Here is a 22013-nt window from a genome sequence, read left to right as displayed (position 1 = left end):
GAAGCGCGAAATGCGGACAGTTAGGCGTACGGCAAGTGAGTGCGACGTGGCTTAAGGGTTTCATAGCGACTCTTAGCAGGAAAACATCGCTCTCATGGCGGTATTGCTCCGGCAAGTGCAGCCGGACAGGTAACATCGCAGGCAGCGTTCAATCACTGCGGGGGCATCCAGCGCGGCAAATTGATCGCGATCTGCGTGCGGTTCTCGTCGTCCTGCACGGTCAGTTCGATACTGCCACCCTGGGCCTCGATCAGCAGCTTTGCTGAATAGGTCCCGAGGCCGGTGCCCCCTTGTTTGCCGTGGGTCACGTACTTGTCAAAAAAATGATCGCGGATGGTCGCCGGCACGGCGCCCTTATTCTCGATCTCGATGCGCAGCGGGTTCTGGTCCAGCAGCCTCACCTCAACGCGTGATCCTTCCGGCGCGGCCTCGCACGCGTTCTTGATCAGGTTCTGGAAGACCGAATAGCTCAACATCGCGTCGCCCGACGCCTGCGGCACCGGGGCGCCCACCGCGACATCGGTATCGACCGCGATGGTCAGCTTCTTGTGCGCGAAACTCGATCTGGCGAGTTCGACGATGCGGCGCAACAGCTCGACGATATTGATCTCTTTTGCATTGAGCTCGAACCTGCCGGTTTCGATCTTGTACAGATCCGAGGTCAGGTTGCTCATGTTGAGCAGATTCAGCATGGTCTCTTCGACGGTGCGTAGCTGCTCACCGCGCAGGTAGTTCTGTTCGGAGGCCACCAGCGCCTGCACCATGCTGATCACCCCTGCCAGAGCGCCTTTCATGTCGTGGCGGGTGAGGTGTTCGACATCGTCCCGCAGCCGGGCCACCTCGAGCATGTTGTCGTAGTCGGCCTGCAGTTGCTTGCGCAGCATCACGTATCTGACGAAGTTGCCGACCCGCAGCCGCAAATGGTCCGGCTGGATCGGCTTGGTCACGAAATCCACCGCCCCCAGGTTCAGGCCTTGCAGCCTAGCCGCATCCTCCGCCAGCGCGGTGACAAAAATCACCGGAATCGCCTGCGTTGCAGGGATCTCGCGCATGCGCTGCGCCACCGCGAATCCATCCATACCCGGCATCATCACATCCAGCAGCACCAGATCCGGCGGCTCTGCCGACATGCACAGATCGAGCGCCTTCTGGCCGTTATGGGCGATGCGTACGCGGTATTCTTCCTTGAAGAGTTGCGAGAGCAGCATCAGGTTGTCGGGCGTGTCATCGACGATCAGCAGCGAGGCGCGATCGGCATCCTGAGCCTGGGGCTGCGGCGGCTGGGGCGGCTGGATGTCGGCGCTCTTGACCTTCTCGGTCTCGAGAGGCGCCGGCTTGGACGAGCGCTCTTTCCACTTCAGCGCTTTTTCAAATGCGGCGGCGAACCGGTCCGGCGAATAGGGCTTCACCAGCAGATCGCTCACGCCACAGGCGATGACTTCCTCGATTCTGCGCCGCTCGGTTTCCGCGGTAATCATGACGAAGGGAATGCGCCTCAGCGCCTCGTCACCGCGTATGGCTTTCAATAGTTCCAGGCCGTTCATCGACGGCATGTTCCAATCAGAGAGCACGATGTCGACCCGGTTCTTGGTCAGCGCGCGCAGCGCTTCCGCGCCGTTACCGGCGGTGATGACCCTATCGACGCCCAGTGTGCGCAATTGGGTGGTCGTGACCTTGCGCATCGGTTCAAAGTCGTCGACGACCAGCACGACCAGATTGGCGTAGCTCTGCATGTGCCTGCTCCCCTAGCCTGCAGCCGCAGGCATCCAGCTTGGTATTGCTGTGTTGACTCAGCGCGGATCCCCGCTGCCCAAGGTATCAAGCAATGCCAGCGCCTTGTCGAAGTCGAAATCCTCGGCCGCGCGCGCAGCCTTGCGCAGTACCGGCTCGTTGGCGTGACCGCAATACAACGGCTCCAGTAGCGCCAGCGTGTCGAGGGCGCCTGGGTCGCTGTCGGACAACAAGCGGCGAAGCTGTTCGAGCAGCCTCGCGGATTCGGCTTCATCGGCGATCGCGGGCGGCGACCCCACACCTCCTGCCGCTGGGTCGTCGATGCCCGCGAGCCCGGCGAGCACGAGGGCCAATTCGGCTTCCACCCGGATTCGGGACGCTGCTATTTCATCTGGCGGCAGCGCTTGCCGGCAGGCGTTTTCGAGTTCGCCCGCGGCCGTGGCAAGCGCATGCGCGCCCAGGTTGCCCGCGGAGCCCCTCAGCGAGTGGGCGTAGCGCTCGGCGGCAGTACGGTCGATATCCGCACGTGCACTTTCAAAATCAGCAGCAAACCCGCCATACGCAGCCTGAAACTTGCGCAGCAGGCGCAGGTACAGCTCAAGCTGCCCCGCGCAGGTGTGCAAGCCCGACTGCGTATCGATGCCGGGCAAAACCAGCTGCGCGAGGCGCGTGTCGCCCGCCGAGGGCGGAACGGGCGGTGGCGCAGCGGCTTGCCGCGGGTGTATCCACTTGGCCATGATCGCAAACATGGCATCGACGTTCAGCGGCTTGGGAAGGTGATCGTTCATCCCGGCGGCAAGCGCCTTTTCCCGGTCGCCAGCCATGGCGTTGGCGGTCATGGCAATGATGGGCAGTGTGGCAAAAGCAGGTTGCGCGCGGATCCGCTGCGTCGCCACGTAGCCATCCATCACCGGCATCTGACAATCCATCAGCACCCCGTCGAACTGCTGGCCGCTTTCAAGCAGATCGAGCGCCTGCTGGCCATCCGCGGCAATGGTCAACACCATGCCGGCGGCCTCCAGCAGTTCACGCGCCAGTTCCTGATTCAGTTCGTTGTCTTCGGCCAGCAAGATATGGGCGCCGGACAACGCGGCGATGTGCTGTGCGTTCAGGTCGCCGCGCTCGGTAGAGCGCGTTTCGGTGACGTTTTCCTCGCCCAGCGCTTCTCCGATGGCTTCAAGCAAGGTGGATGGCGTCACCGGTTTGGTCAGCACTGAATGGAGGTGGACCGCACGCCGCGCGGCTTCGTCCATCGCTTCATCGCGACCGAAAGCGGTGACCATGATCACCGATGGCAATTGCTGGCTCTGCTGCAACCGCATCTGCTGCACGGTCTCGATGCCGTCCATCTCCGGCATTTTCCAGTCCATCAGCACCACGTCGTACGGCAGCGCTTTGCGCTCTGCCTCTTGCAGCAGCCGCAATGCGGCGCGGCCACTCTCGGCCACATCGACTTCCAGTCCGAAACTGCGTGCCATGCCGGACAGGATTTCACGTGCGCTGGCGTTGTCGTCGACGACGAGCACGCGGGTTCCCAGCAGCTCATCGGCCTTGAACATGCGGCGAGGCTGCACGTGTTGCTGGCGGCCGAAGCGGGCATTGAAATGAAAGCTCGAGCCTAGTCCAACTTCGCTTTCAACCCGGATTTCGCCATCCATCAATTCAACCAGCCGCCTCGATATCGCCAACCCCAGGCCCGTGCCGCCATATTTGCGGGTGGTCGAACTGTCGGCCTGGCTGAACGACTCGAATACGCGGCTGCATTGCTCGGCGGTCATGCCGATGCCGCTGTCCCTGACCCAGAAATGCAGTGTGACCTCGTCCTCAGCTTGCGCCACCGGTTCGATCCCGACGACGACCTCGCCTTGCTCGGTGAATTTGACGGCGTTGTTGCACAGGTTGAGCAGCACCTGCCCCAGGCGCAGCGGGTCACCGATCAGGGCGGTCGGCAAATCCGGCGAGGTCTGGAACAGCAGTTCCAGGCCTTTGTCTTCGGCCCGCAAGCCGATCAGGCTGGACAAGCTTTCCAGCACGTCTTCCAGCCGGAATGGCGTGTGTTCGACCGACATCTTGCCGGCCTCGATCTTGGAGAAATCGAGGATGTCGTTGATGATGCCCAGCAGGTTTTCCGCCGAACGATGGACCTTCTCGATGTAGTTGCGCTGCTTCTTGTTCAGCTCGGTACGCAACGCCAGATGGCTCATGCCGATGATGGCATTCATCGGCGTGCGGATTTCATGGCTCATATTGGCAAGGAAATCGCTCTTGGCGCGCGTCGCCTCCTCCGCCAGCTCGCGCGCTTGCTGCACCGCCGCCTCGGCGCGCTTGCGGTCGGTGATATCGAAGAACCACTTCACCACCAACGCACGTTCGGCCAGCGCAAGGTGGATGGACGACACCAGCACGTCGACGAGCACGCCGTCGGCGCGGCGCAAGGTGATCTCGTGGTTGAACACATCGCCCTGGCGGGTGGCCTCCAGAAAGCGATTGAAGGCCGCCTTGTCCGGCCAGAACCGCTCCCGCACTTCGGGGGTGATCAGCTGGTCCTGGGGCACGCCAAACAGCTCTTCGAGCTCGCGATTGCCGTAGAGCACCCGTCGCTGGTCATCCTCGATCACCACGGCAACCGGGCTGCTCTCCAGCACCGCGCGGATCTGTTGTTCGCTGTCCTCGAGCGCGGCCTGCATCGCACGCCGTTCGGAAATGTCGCGCACCGAGGCGCAGACGCACACGCCCTGCCCCTCCAAGAGCGGCAGCTTGGCAAGCCCGACCTCGATGAAGAATTCGCTGCCATCCCGGCGCACGCCGCGCAGATCCGCCTTGCTGTTGCCGCCCATCTGGCGAGCGGTACCGCGCTCGATGAAATCGTCACGAAGCGCCGCGTGCGCGTGGCGCGCGGCATGCGGCACCAGCACCTCGATCGAGTGGCCTGTCAATTGCCCGGGCTCGTAACCGAACAGGCGATCGAGCTGCGGGTTCGTCAGCGTGATCAAGCCATTCGCGTCAACGACCAGCATGCCGTCCGGCGCTGCCTCGATGATGCCCCGGAACCACGCCTCGGTTGCCTCGAGCGACGCATGCTGCGCCTTCAGCGCCTGCGCCTGATGCTCGAGTTGTACCGCCTGGGCTTCCATCTCGCTCGCCTGCTGCCGAGTCTGCACCAGCAGCCGCTGCAACGCAGTATTTCTCGCCATGATTTCCATCGTCATCGCGAGCTTGGGCAGCACTTCATCCAGCAACGCCAACGGCGCCAGCGCCGGATGGGCCAGGCAAGCGAGCTCCAGCACCCCCATCAACCTGTCCCCGAGCAGGATCGGATAAGCGAACAGCAAGCGGGGCGCCGTCTCGCCAAGCCCGGAGCGGATGGTCCAGAACGAGGCCGGTACATCCGTCAGCACATTGGGGCGCTTAGATTCGGCGCATTGCCCGAGTAGCCCCTCGCCCAGCCGGATCACCGGCACTGGCTGGAGCCGGGCATCATGGGCATACCCCGCGACCAGGCGCAACGCCTGTTCGCGCTCGTCGAACTGATAGAGCGCGCCCTGGCCGATATCGAGCATCGGCCCCAGCTGCAGCAGAAAGCACTGGCCCAATGCTTCCATCGATTCGGCCTGTTGCAAACTGGCCTGCAGCAACGCTTCCTGCGATTTGACCCAGCGCTGCATCTCCAGCTGTTTCGATTCCTGCTGCAACTGCATGATCGCCCGCGCCAGATCTCCGGTTTCGTTCTGGAAATCGGTGTGCGGAACGATCTGCCCAAGGTTGCCGGCAGCGAGTTGGTCAACGGCTTCGCGCACCCGGCCTATCGGCCGGCGGATGGACAGGCTCACCAACCACGCCAGCAGCATGGCCAGCGCGGCCCCGCCCAACAGCAGGCCATAGATCTGGGTGCGGTTGCGCTCCGCCAGCGCCCGGAACGAGAGAGCGGCTTCCCGCACGCCGGCCGTCTTGACCTTGGCAATGTCTTCCAGTGCCTGATCGGCTTGATGGGCCAGGCCGTCGAACCAGCCGCCATCCATCAGCGCCAGCGCTTCGGCGTTGCGCCCCTGTTTCGCCAGGGTCAGCGCTTCGTCGCCGACCCTGGCCAACTGCATGTGCAGGACTTCGAACTGGTCGAGCCAGGCGATGGTCTGCGGCCGGAACAGCGTGGGGCGCGCCGCTTGCACGGCGCGATTCAAGCGCTGCTGGGCCGCGTCCAGTTCGGCAATGGCCTGATCCCGCTCACCGGTGTAGGGCGTGTTGACCGCCTTGCGGTAAGCGGCGTACATGCGGATCAATTCGAGTTGCGCTTCCTTGATCTGGATGATGCCGATCAATTCCTGCCGATACGAATGCTGCAGAAGGTCATCCAGCGATTGCTGCGTGCGCACGCTTTGCACGCCGAGGATCAGCGGCAACACTAGCAAGCCGGCAAAACCGATCACCAATTTGTGGCGTAACGACAGCCGCTCCAGCCAGCGCAAATGGAGGGTCATGCGAGGGGTTTCGGGCATCAAGGTTCGTCGGCGATGTGCTGCAGCGCCTGGAGCTGTTTGACCATGTCGGCATCCGTATCGGCAAATCGCGCCGCGATCGCCTGAAACTCGGCCTGACAGGCAAGAAAGGCTTCGCAGATATCGGGATCGAAGTGGCTGCCGCGGCCATTGCGGATAATGGCCACCGCCTCCTCGTGCGACATGCTCTCCTTGTAGACGCGGCGACTGATCAGCGCGTCATAGACATCGGCGACGGCCATCAGGCGGGCGGAAATCGGAATATCGTCCCCGACCAGGCCTTCCGGATAGCCGGCGCCATCCCATTTTTCCTGGTGTCCGTAAGCGATTTCCTTGGCATAGCGCAGGAAATCCACATCTACGCCCAGTTGATCTTCGGCGTGCTGGATCGCATCCCTGCCCAGTGTGGTGTGCGTCTTCATGATCTCGAACTCTTCGGGCGTCAAACGTCCGGGCTTGAGCAAGATACGATCAGGAATGCCGACTTTGCCGATATCGTGCAGCGGCGCGGATTTGAAAAGCAGCTGGATGACCTGGTCCGTCAGAAAGTGAGCAAACCGTGGGTGGTCTTTCAGGTATTCCGCCAACACCTTCACATAGTGCTGGGTTCTGCGGATGTGGTTCCCGGTTTCGTTGTCGCGCGTCTCGGCGAGCGACGCCATCGCCTGGATCGTCACGTCCTGGATCGCCGCCACCTCGCGGGTGCGCCTTGCAACCTCCAGCTCCAGGTACTCGTTCTTGTCACGCAGGAAATCGGCCGCGGCCTTCACCTTGAGCTGTGTCTCGACCCGCGCCAGCACGATGGGCGGGTTGATCGGCTTGGTAATGTAATCGGCTGCGCCAAGCTCTAGCCCGCGGGTCTCGCTCTCCTCGGTCGCCATGGCCGTGAGGAAGATGATGGGGATGTCGCAGCTCTTGGGGTCCGCTTTCAACGCCTGGGCAACGTCGTAGCCGGACATGCCGGGCATCATGATGTCGAGCAGGATCAGATCCGGCGGCGTGCCGCCCAGTACCAGTCCGAGCGCCTTCTCGCCGCTGTTGGTCACCTTCACCTGGTAAAGATCCTTCAGCAGGTTGCTCATCAGGATCAGGTTTTCAGGGGTGTCGTCCACGATCAGGATGGTTGCCACATGGTCGATCGTTGTCCGTGCCATAGCTAGCCCTGATGTGGAGGGGGATGAACTCAATCATATGAAACATGTCATGGCCGTGCCACCGCAGGGTACGCCGCCGCGGCGCCTCGGCTCTCCCGGTTTGATTTTTCCAACGTGGATTCAAGCTGCGCCTATCGGCCTCGTTCAAGGAAACGGCAACCGCGGAACCGGGCACGCAAATGTTGCTGGATGAAGCTGCGCTCGCCCGCAGCGAAAGCAAACGCTGCAGGTCGAGTGGCCGCCGCCGATCGAAACCGGCGCTGTCCTACAGCACGCTGCGTGGATGACCGATGCCGCAATGCCATGGGCGCGGGTAAAAAGAATCGAGCCCATGCCCAGGAAAACGCCATGACCTCGCCTCACCCTCCCCGCCACGCTACGGAAGCGCAACGCGACCTCACCGAGAACCAGCGCGTGGAGGAAGCGGCGCGGCAACGGAGAATGCCAGCGCCCCCTTCACGACATTCGCCCTTCAAGCACGATACCGGCCGGCTGGCGCGCAACCGGTGCGGTGTTCATCGGCCATGAACGAGCAGAAATGGCCCGACACGCTGTGGCTGGTCCGTCACGGACAAAGCGCGGGCAATGTCGCGCGCGATGCCGCCGAAGCGGCATTGCTCAAGGAAATAGAGATCGCCGAGCGCGACATGGACGTGCCGCTGTCCGATCTGGGCCGCCGGCAGGCGTGTGCGCTGGGAGCGTGGCTGGGCGCGCTACCCGCCGATCAGCAACCGCAGGTGGTGCTGTGTTCGCCTTATCTGCGCGCGGTGCAAAGCGCCGAGCTGATCGGTGCCACAGCCAAGCTCGATATCGCGCTGATCCTGGATGAAAGGCTGCGCGAAAAGGAATTCGGCATCACCGATAGACTGACCCGGGCCGGTATCCAGGCGCGCTTTCCGGAACTGGCCGAACAGCGCGCCCATGTGGGGAAGTTCTATTTCCGCCCTCCGGGTGGCGAGAGCTGGTGTGACGTCATCCTGCGGCTGCGTAGCCTCGTCGATACCTTGACGCGCGAGTATCGGCAGGAACGCGTGCTCATCGTCGCCCATCAGGTCATCGTCAACTGTTTCCGCTATCTGCTGGAACGGCTGGACGAGCGCGAAATCCTCGATATCGATCGCCGCGGCGATGTACCCAACTGCTCGGTCACCCGTTACCGCTTCGACCCCACCGCCGGCCATCACGGCAAGCTCGTGCTGGAGGTGGCCAACTTCGTCGCCCCGATGCAGGAAACCGGCACCCCGATCACCCGTGAGCCCGATGCCCCGGTGGCGGCCAAGCCCTGAGATCGCCGCATGCACGTCATCACGACCCTCGATGAGATCTGGCTGCAGCGCCATCCGCTGCCCAGGCTGGACCCGGACGGAGACAAGGAAAGCCGCGGACACGTGCTGGTGGTCAGCGGCTCCTGTGAAATTCCCGGCGCGGCGCTGCTGGCCGCCACCGCAGCGCTGCGCGCAGGCGCCGGCAAGCTGACGGTCGCCACTGTGGCGCCCATCGCTCCCCACCTGGCGCTTGCCTTGCCCGAAGCGCGCGTGGTGGGGCTGCCGCTCACCCCATCCGGCGAGTGGGCTCTCAATGAACTGGGGCAGCTGATGGATAGCGTGGGCGACATCGACGCGCTGCTGGTCGGACCGGGTATGCAGCCCGAGGCCGCGACGCAGGCGCTGGCTTCGGCATTGCTGGCCGTCACGTCCTGCCCGGTGGTACTCGATGCCTATGCCATGGGCGCAGTGCTAGCCGGCAGGCTGCCACGGGCTGTGATCACCCCGCACGCGGGAGAACTGGCCCACCTCACGGGTCTGGCCAAGGAAGCCATCTTGAGCGCGCCGTGCGATACCGCGCATTGCGCAGCGACGCAGTGGCAAACCCAGGTGCTGCTCAAAGGCGCCACCACGTGGTTCGCCGAGCCCGACGGCGCGCGGTGGCGCCACGGCGGGGGCAACGCGGGGCTGGGGGTTTCGGGCTCGGGCGATGTGCTGGCCGGTGCGATCGCCGGCTTGTTGGCGCGTGGCCTGCCCATCCGCGAGGCGGCTGCCTGGGGCGTTGCCTTGCATGGACGCGCGGGAGACCAGCTGGCCAACCGGCTGGGTCCGCTGGGTTACCTCGCGCGGGAAATCGCTGATACGCTGCCCGTCGTCATGGCGAAATACGGCTGAACTCCCCCACCAGGGTAGGAACACCGGAAAGCACCGCGGCCGGCACATATGGCCGGCTGCGGTGCTCGTGTATCACCTCAATGCAGCTTGCCCGAGGCGGCAACTTCCTCCTCGTCGTGGATGGCGCTGCGCCGTGCATCCAGCGCTTCACCCAGCGCCTTCAGGTCCAGTGATTTCACTTCTTTCAACTTGGGGAACATTTCCCTTTCTTCTTCCTTCACGTGATGCAGCACATATTCGCTGACCACAGCGTAGAGCGCATCGAATCGCGTCGTTCCCGGTTCACAGGAACGCAATTGCCGGATGAGGTCTTTCACGCTGGCATGCTCGATCTCGGCCTCGTCCAGCATTTTTCCTTCCCTAGAAAGCGCCTTGCGCACCGCCGGATAGAACACCTCCTCCTCGATCCGGGTATGCACGGTCAGTTCCAGACAGGTTTCAGCGGCAATTCGGGCTTTCTCGGCCTGGGTGGTCGCGGTTTCAAAGTCCTTGAATAGCTGTTTGACCTTGGCGTGATCCTGCCGCAACGACTTGATCGCGTCGGGAGCGGCGCGCTGCACGGCTTGCCTCGCCGGTGGTGCTGTTTTGCGGGTGGAACGACGGGCCGGCGAGCTGGACTTGGTGGAAGTGGATTTCATGGGGTCCTCCAATGCTGGGTAGGGGAACAAGGGCCCGGGGATCAGCCACCAGGCCATGCAGCAACTACCCTAAGCGCCTGGGCTCTGGCGCTCTGTCGGCACGGCGCGCGATATTGTGTCGGCGCTTGCTCACAGGCCGAGAGCTTCAGGGAGCAAGGGGCGTTTCATCGCGCCACATGCATACCGCAAGCGCCAGCATCCACAGCAGCAGGATGGAAATTCCCAGCATATTGAGTGTCATCGCCAGTCCCGAGAACCCGGTATATGCGATCAGCAGACCAGCGAGCGCCGTTGACAGGCCACCGACGATGGCAAGGCCACCCATCCAGCGCCAATATCCTCGGTCAACGATCAATGCGCCGCCGTACACCATTGCCGTGAGCCCGAATAAAAGGCTGGACAGGCTGGCCAAGCCGATTTCCACCTGGCGTACGGCAAAAGCAGCGTAAAAAACCACCTCCTTCTGCAATGCGGGGGCGACTGCCCAGGCATCCACCATGGACTTCAACGCTATGCCATCCACGGCCTGCAGCGCGCCGGCCATGGCCAGGCTAGCAATCGCGCCGCCCGCGGCGATGCGTGCCCAACCTGCTCGCCCCTTCAGCTCCAAAAGCCGGGCGAGCAATATCAGCGCGGCCACAAGCAGACCAACGCCCACAAATTGGGTCAGATGGCTCGCGATCCACCCGTGATCGGTCGCGTATTCGGCAAATGCGGCGGCGGGCGCGTTCGGGTCTGCATGCATCGGATGCAGGTATGTCCCCAGTAGCAAGAGGGCGCTGCCGGTCACCGCGCACAATGCCCCCACGCGCCTTTCCGTGCGAGAAATCATGGTCATCCTCCTTGCATCAGTCACAGTGCGCGCGTCCTGCTTCAAAAGGTGAACGAGACCCGCTTATCTCCCGCCGGATATCAGGCGTAGCAACGTGGGCGCAACCAACTGCAAGCCCATGTACAGGAGCATGCAGCAAGCGATGACCAGCGTAGGAATCAGGAAGTACAGCGACAGCACGGCCATATCGTTGCTTGGCGCGAGCAATTTATAAGCAACCTTTCTCGCCACGGTCAACAGCGGCTCATGGACCGCAAATACAAAGAAACTGCCCCCCCCCCGCCCATAGCAAGGCCTTTTTCACCTTGATTGAACTCATCACCATGCTGGAAACCAATAGCAGCGATGCAATGCCGAGCAAGATACCTGCGTTATGGATATAGCTGTTATAGGCCTGGCCCTTGCTTGCGGCATCCAGCAGGAGTATGCCGGCGTACGCGGTTACGACTTGCAGGCCAAAGCGATCCAGGAAAAAGAGGCTGATATTGGCATACGCAAGATATGCGCCAGCGTAGAAAAATGCCACCGCGGCCACCGACGGAATATAAACCGGCCACCATTCAAAAAACCACAGCGTAAATATCGCCAGCAGAAAAAACCGTGGCATTATCTTGAGAATGAAATGAATGACCGACACCAGCAACGCCATGACCATCAAATCCCGGATGAACCAGAACTGAAATGAAATCGGACTGCGAGTCAATCCGAATATGGCGTTCAGGTAATCGAACACGCCAAACGTCGCAATAGGGTCATTCCTCCCGGAAAAGAACGCTTGCGTTGCGGAAAGGGATTGCGCCAGCGCGAGCAGTGACCCTCAATCCTGCCGCATTCATCGTCAGAAACATATCCTGAGAAAACACAACATTGTTTGTTTCGTTCTCCAGAGCCATAAAAGGGCGATTGACGGACATCTTCACCGGAAGACTCTGCCCTTTCGGTATCTTGAATGCGACTGCCTCCCCGGCGTGTGTATCGTTGACGACGTCTTCCGACATGCCGCCCGGGACGGAAACCATCTTCATTTTGCTTCCATCCATCTGGTCGATGGGGGTACACCTCGCAGTGAATGCAAGGGGGCGATCAAAAGCAAATTGGCAGCTGAATGCATGGCTTGTCCTCTTGAAATGACGCAGCCCGGCATGGAGACGCAAACAGCACGGCAAAGACAGCTTCAAGAAAACCGTTCAATGCAATGCGCGGCTAACAAACTCCGCTGGCAGCGTTGCGTTCGTTGCGCATCCCCCTTTCGTACTGCCTGCGACCGAAGAGAGTCCGGTTCAGCGGCTTTCCAGGCGGCCGTAGGGAGTCCGATTGATCGCCTTTCTGCGCGTTTCGTGCGCCTTGCCTGCACCATTGCACGGGGGTTTGCTAGCGGTTCCAGTCACCGCATGCCGAGTGACCGAAACAAACCACCCGCAGCGCCTTGCGTCCACCCCTTGGCCCATGGCAGTGGGCCAACGGCGCACAGATCGTGGAGGAATCATACCGACGCAGCGCTCCTTATGCAGCAAGTGCTTACAATTTGCTTTTTTTGTTTCTAAGTGATGACTTATCACCGTGCAAACCACCGGCGCTGCTGGCGCCCGCACCGGTCTGGCGGGGTGCACGCCAATGGCATTATTGCACCCTAGCCGCCTAGCATATTGCAATTGCGCCGGGCTTCTGGACTGCTATCTATGAAGCCTTGTTTCACACCAGGGGGGCGAAGGTCATGGATGGTAGCAGTCACGGCAATGGTCCTCACGGTGGCCAGCGCCCATTTGTTCAGAATGGCGTGCTCGGTTGGGCACCGGCCCAAGATCCTCGGGGGGGGCGAGCGTTTGTTCCGTTCTCCGGCACCGGCCACCGGATCGATGTCACCCACGGCGATGCCCACGGCCCGCTCAGCCCGCAAAACATCGGATTTCTGCGCGCGCAGGCAGATTTGCCTCAGCCCGTTTTCATGGGAATGCGGCACACCACCGATGCAGCCGATCGCAATCACAGTGCGTCTTCAGGAGGGCATCAGCAACCGGGTTTCTACGGAGATGCCTATTCGCTGGTCCCCAGAACCACGGCGCAGAACCGCTACCAGCAAATGGCCCAAAGCAGGCCTGATCTTTTTCAAGGGCTCAGGGCGAGCGCACTCACCTCCCCAGGCTTTGCCGGAACGGACCAGGAATTCAATCAGGCGGTCGAACATGGAATACGCAATTCGGTGAACTGGGATCTTGCTCGCTCGCCGGGCCGCACGGTGGAGCAACGGGTCGGCCACTTGGGGGACAACACCGAGTTCGCGCTGGTCAATATGGGCCGACAGCCCGGTACCCGGACCGATGCCACTTACGGCGCTTCCACCCCGAGCTTTGGCAAGACCCATGTCCCGGCGGCGAGCGTATTCAGGGAAATACAGCCCACTGGCCAGCAACTCGTCAATGAGTTGCCCCGTGGTTTGCGCACACAGGTGCATAACCCAAGCAACGATTTTGAAGTAACCGAAAGCCTGGTCGGCTCCTTTGGGCGGCGCATCAATAGCGCACTCGATACCATGCGCCCGCTCGCGCCCAGCAATGACTCTGCCGCGCAGCGACGGGAACGCATGGCCGCAGCGGCAGAACTCAGAGCGTTGCAAGGTCAGGCGCGGGGAAGGCCGGCCGAGCGCGAGCGACTGCACGATCAGATGCACGATCTGCAGAGCACAGTTCGCGCTCCGACGCGCTAGGCCGCGCCATTCAAACCGCGTGAAAAAAGATCTGCTGTGCCGCACTTCGCGTCACCTTCCGCCCCCCACCCCAGCGGCCGCCTTGCGCCGTGCCGCCCGAGCGTAGCCACCTTGCGGGTGGCCCCTTGCTTGCCCAATCGCAGAGCTTCAACCGCCTGGAATCACGAACTCTGGCGCCGATATGCCTGGTGGCGCGGGGTCGGTGGGCGCGGTTTTTCGACGCGCCACTATGCGTTGTCCCAGACTCCTGAGGGTGGCATCAGGCAGCCGGGTCGCCGCGCCGTAGATCAGCAGCTCTTCACGAGCGGCATGCTCGGGATACACAACGACAAAGCTTGCAAGCGCGGCCGGAGGCGGAATCGCCAGACCGTTTGTCACGTCCAGCAACCAGCGTCGCACCGCCTGCCAGAGCTGTGCCAGCGGCTCGTGTTCCTGCTCTATTTGCTGTAGCACCTCGCACAACACCGGGTCGCCCAGTGCGGCAAGCGCGGGGAAAAGATCCACTTCCTCGTCGGCGTGATGCAGCGGCGCCGCGATATCGAAGTAACGGATGATCTGCTGCGCCGCCTCTATGGCCTGCCGATCTGCGCCCTCACGCGCGACGTGCTCGGCCAGCTTGGCGGTCAGCTTGGCAAAGCGTCGCACCTTGTCATGGCAGGCGATCAGCAACTGGATCGGGTCGTCGAAATCCGCACGGGCCTGTATTCGGCCCGGCGGTGAGATATATGCCTGCATCGTGTTTCCTCGCAGCGGGGGGCCGCCCAGGCGGCCCCCAACTGAATCAACCACTCACTCAGCAAGCACTACGCCGACTGGCGAGCCGCCGCGAGCACAGGCGTTTCCGGAGTTGCCGGCGCAGGCTGCACCCAGAGTGCCCGCACCACCTGCGCAGCGAACAGCACCGCGCCACCGATGAACACCAGGTCACCGCCGGTGCGCACCCAGCGCAGCGTCTGCAGCAGCGGTTGCTGCAGGAAGGCTTCGCTGCGGGCATACCACAGCCCTTCCTTCACGCTGGCCAGGAACTGGATGATGCCGATCGGCAACAGGCTGGTCGCGATCATCAGCACCAGGCCCACATTGAGCGACCAGAACGCCGTCGCCATCCAGCGGTTGTCGAGCGCAAAGTTTGGCCGCACGTAGCGCAGCACCAAGAGCGTGAAGCCCAGCGCCAGGAAGCCGTAGACCCCGAACAGTGCGGCGTGGGCGTGCACCGGCGTGGTATTCAGCCCCTGCACGTAGTAGAGCGAGATGGGCGGGTTGATCATGAAGCCGAATACACCGGCGCCCAGCATGTTCCAGAACGCCACCGCCACGAAGCACATCAGCGGCCAGCGCAGCTGCGCCATCCACGCCGCACGATGCTTGAGGCGCCAGTTCTCCCAGGCCTCGTAGCCGAGCACGATCAGCGGCACCACTTCCAGCGCGCTGAAGCTCGCGCCCACTGCCATCACCGGCGTGGTGGTGCCGGCGAAATACAGGTGGTGGAAGGTACCGGGGATGCCACCCAGCATGAACAAGGATGCCGAAGCGAGGCTGGCAGCGGTCGCCATCGGCCGCGAGACCAGGCCCATGGTGGCGAAGATGAAGGCCAGCGCCGTGGTGGCGAACACCTCGAAGAAGCCCTCGACCCACAGGTGGACGATCCACCAGCGCCAGTACTCCATGATCGACAGGCTGGTGCGCTCACCGTAGAAGAAGCCCGCGCCGTAGAAGAGGCCGATCGCAACCACCGAGGCGGTCAGCAGCGCCAGCAGGTTCTTGTCGCCACCCTTCTGCCTTAGCGCCGGCACCATGCCGCGCAGCATCAGCACCAGCCACAGCACGAGGCCGATGAACTTGGCAATCTGCCACAGCCGACCCAGGTCGACGTATTCGTAGCCCTGGTGACCCAGCCAGAAGTTGAGGTTGGCCGGCAGCACCTGGGCGATGGCAAGGTAGTTGCCGACGAACGAGCCGACCACCACCAGCACCAGCGCCCAGAACAGCACGTCGACGCCCAGCTTCTGCCATTTCGGGTCGCGCCCGCCGTTGATCAATGGCACGAGGAACAAGCCGGCGGCAAGAAAGCCGGTGGCGATCCAGAACAGCGCGCTCTGGATATGCCAGGTGCGGGTCAGCGCATAAGGGAACCACTGCGACACGTCGAACCCGTAGAACTGCTGCCCTTCCACCGTGTAGTGCGCGGTAAAGCCACCGAGCAGCACCTGGAACACGAACAGCGCCACCACCAGGAACAGGTACTTGCCGAGCGAGCGCTGCGACGGCGTCAGCGGCACCGCGGTGAGCGGATCGCTCGCGGGCGCGGCTTCCTCCACCTCATCGTGCCGGCGCAGGAAGGACCAGCCCCACACCAAGAAGCCGATACCGGCGAGCAGCACCACCACGCTGGCAATCGACCACACCACGTTCTCGGCGCTGGGCTGGTTGCCGATCAAGGGCTCGTGCGGCCAGTTGTTGGTGTAGGTCACGTCACGACCCGGTCGCTCGGTGGCAGCTGCCCAGGCGGTCCAGAAGAAGAAGCGGGTCAGCGCCACGCGACGCTCGGCGCTCGGCAGCGTGTTCTCTTTCATCGCGAAGTTCTGGCGGCTGCGTTGTAGCGCCGGTGCGTCCGAGAACAACTGGTCGTAGTAGGCGGCAGTCTGCTGCATCGCAGCCGCGCGCCGTGGCGTAACGACCAGCTTGCCAGCGGCATCGGTGCGATTGCCGCGATATTCCTGCTGCAACGCCGCGCGCAGTGCACCCTGTTGCGGCACGGTGAGCGCGGCATAGGACTGACCGTGCTCCTGCTGCGCAGCCAGGTCCAGCCAGGCGGCGAGTTCGCGATGCAGCCAGTCAGCGGTCCAGTCCGGTGCCTGGTAGGCACCATGTCCCCAGATGGAACCGAGCTGCATGCCGCCGACCGATTGCCAGGCCGTCTGGCCGTCGAGGATATCGTCGGCGGTGAACAGCGTGGTGCCATCAACGGTCTGCACCTGCTGCGGGATGGGTGGCGCGTGGCGGTATACCTCGCGGCCGAAGTAGCCGAGCAGGCCGAACATCACGGCCACGACGGCGATCAGGATGAACCAATGCTTGCGGTAGGGACCCATGGCATAGTCTCGTCAGAGTAGGCAGCGTTTAGGCCTGCGCGTTGGCAACGAACAGCACGTTGTTTTCCAGATGGATGTGCTGCATCAGGTCCTGCTTGAGCTGGGCGGCGCCGGCAAACAGCGCGCGCCAGGTGTTGCAGGCGTCGGTGGGCGGCGTGAAGTCATGGGTCAGCCGCTCCAGCTCGTCCAGCGCCTCGCCGTGCTGGTCGTGCTCGGAGCGCATCACCGTGATCGGCCCCGACACCTGCCCCGGCCCGACCTGGCGCAGCATGGGGAACAGGATCTGTTCCTCCTTCTGCATATGGCTTTCCAGTTCCTGCAGCATGGCGGCGAGGAAGTCAGCGAGGCCCAGCGGGCAATCGGCGCGATCGCCGTGCACCTGCTCGACCCGCCGCGCCAGCCGGATCAATTCGGGCAATTGCTCGCGATGGCGTTCGTGATAGCGCTGCAGGATGTGATCGATCAGGCGCTCGCGCGAGACCTCGCGCCAGTCGGTGCCGCCTTGGTTGCTGTCGGCCAGCTGTTGCAGCGCATCGGCGAGCTCTTCTGCGTTGAGGCGCCGGCGCTCGGCCGCCTCGCGCAGCGATCTGCCGCCGCCACAGCAGAAATCGAGCTTGTGGCGATGGAACAGCGCGGTGGCGCCGGGGATGTCGCAGGCAATCTGGCCTAGGGAGCGATCGAGCAGGTTCATGGTGGTCTCCTTGATGATGCCCTTACTTCAGCAACATGTATGCCACCGACCCAGCCCAGTTTTGTTGCGCCCTGCACGCCCTAAAGGGTTATAATTACCCTCACGTGATAGGGTTTTTTTGACCCCAAAAGGGTATTTAGTACCATGATCGAAATTGGATTGCTGGCCGACCTCGGCGTGGACCTGCCCCAGCCGATACGGCTGCAACGGCTGCTGATAGCCATACGCGCCCAGTTCGGCTGCCAGGCCATTGGCTTGTTGCGCCTGGACGGCGACGCGCTCTACCCCTTGGCAGTAGAGGGCCTGGGCGAAGAGGTTTTGGGGCGCCGCTTCGTGGTGTCGCAACATCCGCGCCTCGCCGCCATCCTCTCGCAGCGAGAGCCCATCCGCTTCGAGCCGGGCAGCCCGCTGCCGGATCCGTACGACGGCTTGCTGGCCCACCGTCCCGGCGTGGCGTTGCCGGTGCACGACTGCATGGGCATGCGCATCGATGTCGAAGGCGCCGTCTGGGGCGCGCTGACGCTCGATGCCTTTGACGGCCACAGCTTCGCTGCCCCGGCCATCGCCACCTTGCCGCACTACGCCCTGCTGGCCGCCGCCGCGGCGCGCACCGGCCAGCTCGAACAGAACGTGCGCGCACTCCGGCAAACCGCCGGGACGCCAGCGGGCGAGCGCCTGAGCGGCCAGCACGAACTGGTGGGCCGCCACCCGCAGTGGCTGGCGATGCTGCACGAGCTCGATATCGCGGCCGCTTCCGACCTGCCAGTGCTGCTGCTGGGCGAAACCGGGTCGGGCAAGGAGCTGCTGGCGCATCGGGTCCATCAAGGCTCACCCCGGCACGGCAAGCCGCTGATCCAGGTGAACTGCGCGGCGCTGCCCGAAGCGCTGGCCGAGGATGAGCTGTTCGGCCACGCCAAGGGCGCATTCTCCGGCGCGAACACCGAGCGCGCCGGTCGGATCGAGGCCGCCCATGGCGGCACGCTGTTTCTCGACGAGGTGGGCGAGCTGCCGCTGACGCTGCAAGCCAAGCTGTTGCGCACGCTGCAAAACGGCGAAATCCAGCGCCTGGGCGAGGATAGACCCCGGCGCGTCAATGTACGCATCGTCTCGGCCACCAACCGCAACCTGCAGCAGGCGGTGCGCGACGGGCGTTTTCGCGCCGACCTGTACCACCGGCTCTCGGTCTATCCGGTACCGGTGCTGCCGCTGCGCGAACGCGGCAACGACGTGCTGCTGCTGGCCGGGCGCTTTCTGGAAATCAATCGTGCCCGGCTGGGACTGCGCAGCCTGCGGCTGACACCCGACGCCGAGCTCGCGCTGCTGGGCTACGACTGGCCGGGCAATGTGCGCGAGCTGGAACATGTGGTCAGCCGCGCCGCCATCCGCCTATTGGGGCGCGGCACCGCGCACCACGAGCTGGCGGCCCTGGACGCGGCCACGCTGGACCTGGCTCCGCTGCCGAGCCCGGTGCCGCAGGCGCCGGCACAAGCCGTGCCGTCGAGCCGCGGCTGGCACGATACCGTCGAGGACTTCGAGCGCTCGCTGCTGCAGGCACGTCTGGAACAGGCCGGTGGCAACTGGGCGGCGGCCGCGCGCTCTTTGGGGATAGACGCGAGCAATCTGCACAAGCTGGCCCGGCGGCTGGGGCTGAAAACCTGAGCCCCCCCGATCACGACCTCCTCAGCGCAGCACCAGGTTGGATAGGATTTGGTACTAGGCTTGGGGCACAGCGAATAACGCCATATCCAAGGCATACAACGCCATGGCAGGCGCTATCAGGCCCGCTCCGAATGCCTCGCGAAAAGATCGCAAGCAAGCGCCAAGGTCAGCCGTGATCGGCAAGCCCGTGCTCGACGGCGTAGACCGCCACCTGCACCCGGCTGCTGAGATTGAGCTTCTTCAGGATGTTCTGCACATGGATCTTCACCGTGCTTTCCGACACATCCAGGCTGCGGGCGATTTCCTTGTTGCTCTCGCCGTGCGCAAGGCAGGCGGCGATCTCGCGCTCGCGTGGCGTCAGCCGCTCGCTCGCACCGGCGCCAGCCTGCGGCGCCTGGCCTTGCACACGAAAACGCGCGACCAGCTTGGCCGTCATGCTGTCGGCAATCACCGGCTCGCCAAGCGCGGCCTTGTGCACGGCGGCGACCAGCGCATCGACCTCGATGTTCTTCACCAGAAAGCCCATCGCGCCGCGATGCAAGGCCTCGGCGAGCTCATCGGCCTCCTCCGACACGGTCAGCATCACCACTGCGGCGTCAGGCACCTCCTGCACCAACAATTGCAGCGTATCTAGCCCGGACAAGCCGGGCATGTTCAGATCGAGCAGGATCACGTCCGGATTGCAGGCCTTGGCGCGCTTCACGCCCTCGACACCGTCGGCCGCCTCCGCGACCACCTCCATGTCGCTCTGCCGCTGCAGCAGCTGCCGCACGCCGGAACGGAACAAGGTGTGGTCATCGATCAGCAATACACGCACCGTCATCAATCAGGCCTCCGCGGATTCAAGCCGCTTGTCTGTGAGCGGCATCGAGCCGCAAGCGCAACCGCACGCCGGCACCGGGCCGGCTGTCGAGCTGGAGCAGGGCGCCGATGCGCGCAGCGCGCTCCTGCATGATGGCAAGCCCCACGTGCTGCTCGCTGCGCGCGGCAACCTCATCCGGATCGTACCCGTTGCCATCGTCGCTCACGACCAGTTCGAAATCGCGCTGGTTGCACACCTGTACCGCCACCGCGCTCGCCGCCGCATGCTTGCGCACATTGGACAGCGCCTCCTGCAGCACGAACAGCACCTGCAGCTGCTGCTCGGGCGGCAGCGGCGCGCCATCGTCCGTGATCGACAGGTCGACCGGTATGCCGGTCTGGCGCTCGAAACGCGCCGTCGTATCGCGTATGCCGCGCAGCAACTCACCCTGCTCGAACTTGTCGCGGAAGTTGGAGAGCAGTTCACGCACGTCCTGGTAGCTCTCGCCGACACCGGTGCGCAGCTGCGGAACGATGTCGCGCACGTCGTCCAGCGCGCCGCGCCGCGCCGCATCCTCGAGCAACTGCACCTGCAGATTCAGGAAATTGAGCCCCTGCGCAATACTGTCGTGCAGGCCCTGCGCGACCAGGTTGCGCTCCTGCGCCACGGCAAGCTGCCGCGCCTTGGCGGCAAGCCGGCGGTTTTCCAGCGCCACGCCCAGATGCTGGCCCAGTGTTTCCAGCAGCTGGACCTCGGCGGCGCTCAGCGTGCGAGGCTGGGCGAAATGCAGCGAGAACGAACCGAGTACCTCGTTGCGCGAAGTGATGCGAAAAACCGCCAGACTGGCGAAGCCCGCCTTGCTGCACTCATAGGATTCGGGCAATGGCAGCTGGCGGAAGTCGCGCACCAGCACCACGCCATCGCGCGTGGCCTGGCCGCAAAAGCAGTCGTCCACCTTCATGCAGTGCTCGTTTTCCTCAAGCTCCGTCGGCATCCCGTCCGCCACGACCAGTAGCAGTTTCTCGCCCGCCGGGTCCATCGCGCGGATGCTGCAGCCTCCGGCGCCGAACTGCCGGCGCACCCGCTCCAGAAAGCCCTGGCAGATGTCCTTGATTTCGCCCGGCTGGTTCAAGAAGGCAGCGGTATCGTAAAGCGCCGCCAGCTCCAGATTCTGCGCTTCCAACTGGGCGGTCTTGAGTTGCACTCGCGCCTCAAGATCGCGGTAGACGCCGTCGAGCTCCTCGGCCATGTGATTGAAGCCGGCGGCCAGGGCACCGAGCTCGTCGCGCGACTCGACGGGCAGGCGCACGCTGAAGCGACGCGCCGCCACGCCGACGAAACCTTCCTGCAAACGCTGCACCGGCATGATGATCCACAGATACAGCAGGCTGATCATGACCAGTGTCCCGACACAGGCGATGACGATCAGCACGGCCTGCGAGAAGCGCAACAGCGAGGTCTTGTAGGCATTGTCGACCTCGATCATCCGGACCAGCCGATCGGCATTGGCGACGAAGTCCGGCAGCACGGCAAGGTAATGATCGAGCTCCCCGCCCCGCAATGCCTGTTGCGCCGCAGGCTGCAGCTGTCGTTGCCACAGCCCGGTCACATGATCGAACTGCGTCCGGATGGCGGAATCGGCCGGCAGGAACAAAGGACGGGCCGGTACACCGCGCCGCAGCCGCTCGAGCGTGCTTTGCTGCGCGGCGAGTATCTGGGTCGAGCGCTGGATGTCCTGGGGCTGCTGCAGCAACGCCAGCCCGATCTGGTTGGCCCGCATGCGCAGGCTGCCGGTGTCGTTGATCGCCGCCCCCGCGCCTTCCAGCTGCCACGATAGCCACAGCGTCCAGCCGGTCATCGCCAGCACCACGCACAAGGCGACGATGCTGCTGGCGACGATACGGGTCGACAGGCTGTGACGAGCCCTCGTCTCCGGTAGCGGTTGCTCATCCATGACCCGCTCCATGGGCAGCGCGCTGCCAGCTGCCCGACTTGCCACCGTGTTTTTCCAGCAGGCGCATGTCGGTGATGCTCATGCCGCGATCGACCGCCTTGCAC

16 protein-coding genes are annotated in these 22013 nt (G+C 63.6%); 4 read left to right on the top strand and 12 right to left on the bottom strand.

Annotated elements, in window-relative coordinates:
- Window positions 1-152: 152 nt before the first annotated feature.
- The 3 genes from NLI84_RS18225 to NLI84_RS18215 are packed head-to-tail and all read right to left on the bottom strand — an operon-like array spanning window position 153 to window position 7354.
- Complete coding sequence (locus NLI84_RS18225; protein WP_255992250.1) at window positions 153-1733, bottom strand: hybrid sensor histidine kinase/response regulator; 1581 nt, start codon at window positions 1731-1733, stop codon at window positions 153-155.
- Window positions 1734-1790: 57 nt separating this feature from the next.
- The gene (locus NLI84_RS18220; RefSeq protein WP_255992249.1) at window positions 1791-6206 is read right to left on the bottom strand and encodes a response regulator; all 4416 of its coding nucleotides are present in this window, start codon (window positions 6204-6206) and stop codon (window positions 1791-1793) included.
- 17 nt (window positions 6207-6223) lie between these two features.
- A complete protein-coding gene (locus tag NLI84_RS18215) occupies window positions 6224-7354 on the bottom strand; it encodes a response regulator (protein WP_255992248.1) in 1131 nt (376 codons plus the stop codon).
- A 548-nt stretch (window positions 7355-7902) separates the two neighbouring features.
- Between NLI84_RS18215 and NLI84_RS18210 the strand changes: the two genes are divergently transcribed.
- Both NLI84_RS18210 and NLI84_RS18205 read left to right on the top strand, forming a co-directional pair.
- The gene (locus tag NLI84_RS18210) at window positions 7903-8664 is read left to right on the top strand and encodes a histidine phosphatase family protein (protein ID WP_255992247.1); all 762 of its coding nucleotides are present in this window, start codon (window positions 7903-7905) and stop codon (window positions 8662-8664) included.
- A 9-nt stretch (window positions 8665-8673) separates the two neighbouring features.
- On the top strand, window positions 8674-9537 hold the full coding sequence (locus NLI84_RS18205) for an NAD(P)H-hydrate dehydratase (protein WP_255992245.1): 864 nt from the start codon (window positions 8674-8676) through the stop codon (window positions 9535-9537).
- Between the two features lie 77 nt (window positions 9538-9614).
- Here the strand turns inward: NLI84_RS18205 and NLI84_RS18200 are convergent, their stop codons facing one another.
- From NLI84_RS18200 to NLI84_RS18185, 4 genes are all read right to left on the bottom strand, one after another.
- Window positions 9615-10175 carry a hemerythrin domain-containing protein gene (locus tag NLI84_RS18200; protein WP_255992243.1) on the bottom strand — a complete coding sequence of 187 codons (561 nt, stop codon included), beginning with the start codon at window positions 10173-10175 and terminating at the stop codon, window positions 9615-9617.
- 145 nt (window positions 10176-10320) lie between these two features.
- Window positions 10321-11007 carry a hypothetical protein gene (locus NLI84_RS18195; protein WP_255992242.1) on the bottom strand — a complete coding sequence of 229 codons (687 nt, stop codon included), beginning with the start codon at window positions 11005-11007 and terminating at the stop codon, window positions 10321-10323.
- A gap of 244 nt (window positions 11008-11251) precedes the next feature.
- On the bottom strand, window positions 11252-11740 hold the full coding sequence (locus NLI84_RS18190; RefSeq protein ID WP_255992241.1) for a hypothetical protein: 489 nt from the start codon (window positions 11738-11740) through the stop codon (window positions 11252-11254).
- Between the two features lie 19 nt (window positions 11741-11759).
- Window positions 11760-12032: a hypothetical protein gene (locus NLI84_RS18185; RefSeq protein WP_255992240.1), complete on the bottom strand. Its 273-nt coding sequence runs from the start codon at window positions 12030-12032 to the stop codon at window positions 11760-11762.
- A gap of 689 nt (window positions 12033-12721) precedes the next feature.
- Between NLI84_RS18185 and NLI84_RS18180 the strand changes: the two genes are divergently transcribed.
- Complete coding sequence (locus NLI84_RS18180) at window positions 12722-13711, top strand: hypothetical protein (RefSeq protein WP_255992239.1); 990 nt, start codon at window positions 12722-12724, stop codon at window positions 13709-13711.
- A 147-nt stretch (window positions 13712-13858) separates the two neighbouring features.
- On the opposite strand, the gene NLI84_RS18175 is transcribed toward NLI84_RS18180, so the two are convergent.
- The 3 genes from NLI84_RS18175 to ytfE all read right to left on the bottom strand — a co-directional run bounded on the left by NLI84_RS18175 (window position 13859) and on the right by ytfE (window position 17494).
- Window positions 13859-14446 carry a hemerythrin domain-containing protein gene (locus tag NLI84_RS18175; protein WP_255992237.1) on the bottom strand — a complete coding sequence of 196 codons (588 nt, stop codon included), beginning with the start codon at window positions 14444-14446 and terminating at the stop codon, window positions 13859-13861.
- A gap of 68 nt (window positions 14447-14514) precedes the next feature.
- The gene (locus tag NLI84_RS18170; protein ID WP_255992236.1) at window positions 14515-16803 is read right to left on the bottom strand and encodes a nitric-oxide reductase large subunit; all 2289 of its coding nucleotides are present in this window, start codon (window positions 16801-16803) and stop codon (window positions 14515-14517) included.
- 28 nt (window positions 16804-16831) lie between these two features.
- A complete protein-coding gene (gene ytfE / locus NLI84_RS18165) occupies window positions 16832-17494 on the bottom strand; it encodes an iron-sulfur cluster repair protein YtfE (RefSeq protein ID WP_255992234.1) in 663 nt (220 codons plus the stop codon).
- A 144-nt stretch (window positions 17495-17638) separates the two neighbouring features.
- On the opposite strand from ytfE, the gene norR reads away from it, so the two are divergent.
- Window positions 17639-19153: a nitric oxide reductase transcriptional regulator NorR gene (norR, locus tag NLI84_RS18160; RefSeq protein WP_255992233.1), complete on the top strand. Its 1515-nt coding sequence runs from the start codon at window positions 17639-17641 to the stop codon at window positions 19151-19153.
- A gap of 166 nt (window positions 19154-19319) precedes the next feature.
- On the opposite strand, the gene NLI84_RS18155 is transcribed toward norR, so the two are convergent.
- Complete coding sequence (locus tag NLI84_RS18155; RefSeq protein WP_255992232.1) at window positions 19320-19976, bottom strand: response regulator; 657 nt, start codon at window positions 19974-19976, stop codon at window positions 19320-19322.
- A 19-nt stretch (window positions 19977-19995) separates the two neighbouring features.
- Entirely contained in the window at window positions 19996-21909 is a 1914-nt protein-coding gene (locus tag NLI84_RS18150) for a type IV pili methyl-accepting chemotaxis transducer N-terminal domain-containing protein (RefSeq protein ID WP_255992231.1), read from the bottom strand.
- Between the last annotated feature and the right edge of the window lie 104 nt (window positions 21910-22013).

The organism is Chitinolyticbacter albus, from assembly GCF_024437655.1.
GTDB classification, from domain to species: Bacteria; Pseudomonadota; Gammaproteobacteria; order Burkholderiales; family Chitinibacteraceae; genus Chitinolyticbacter; species Chitinolyticbacter albus.
The sequence above is the reverse complement of the archived record's forward strand: the minus strand, read 5'-3'. Positions and strand labels throughout refer to the sequence as shown.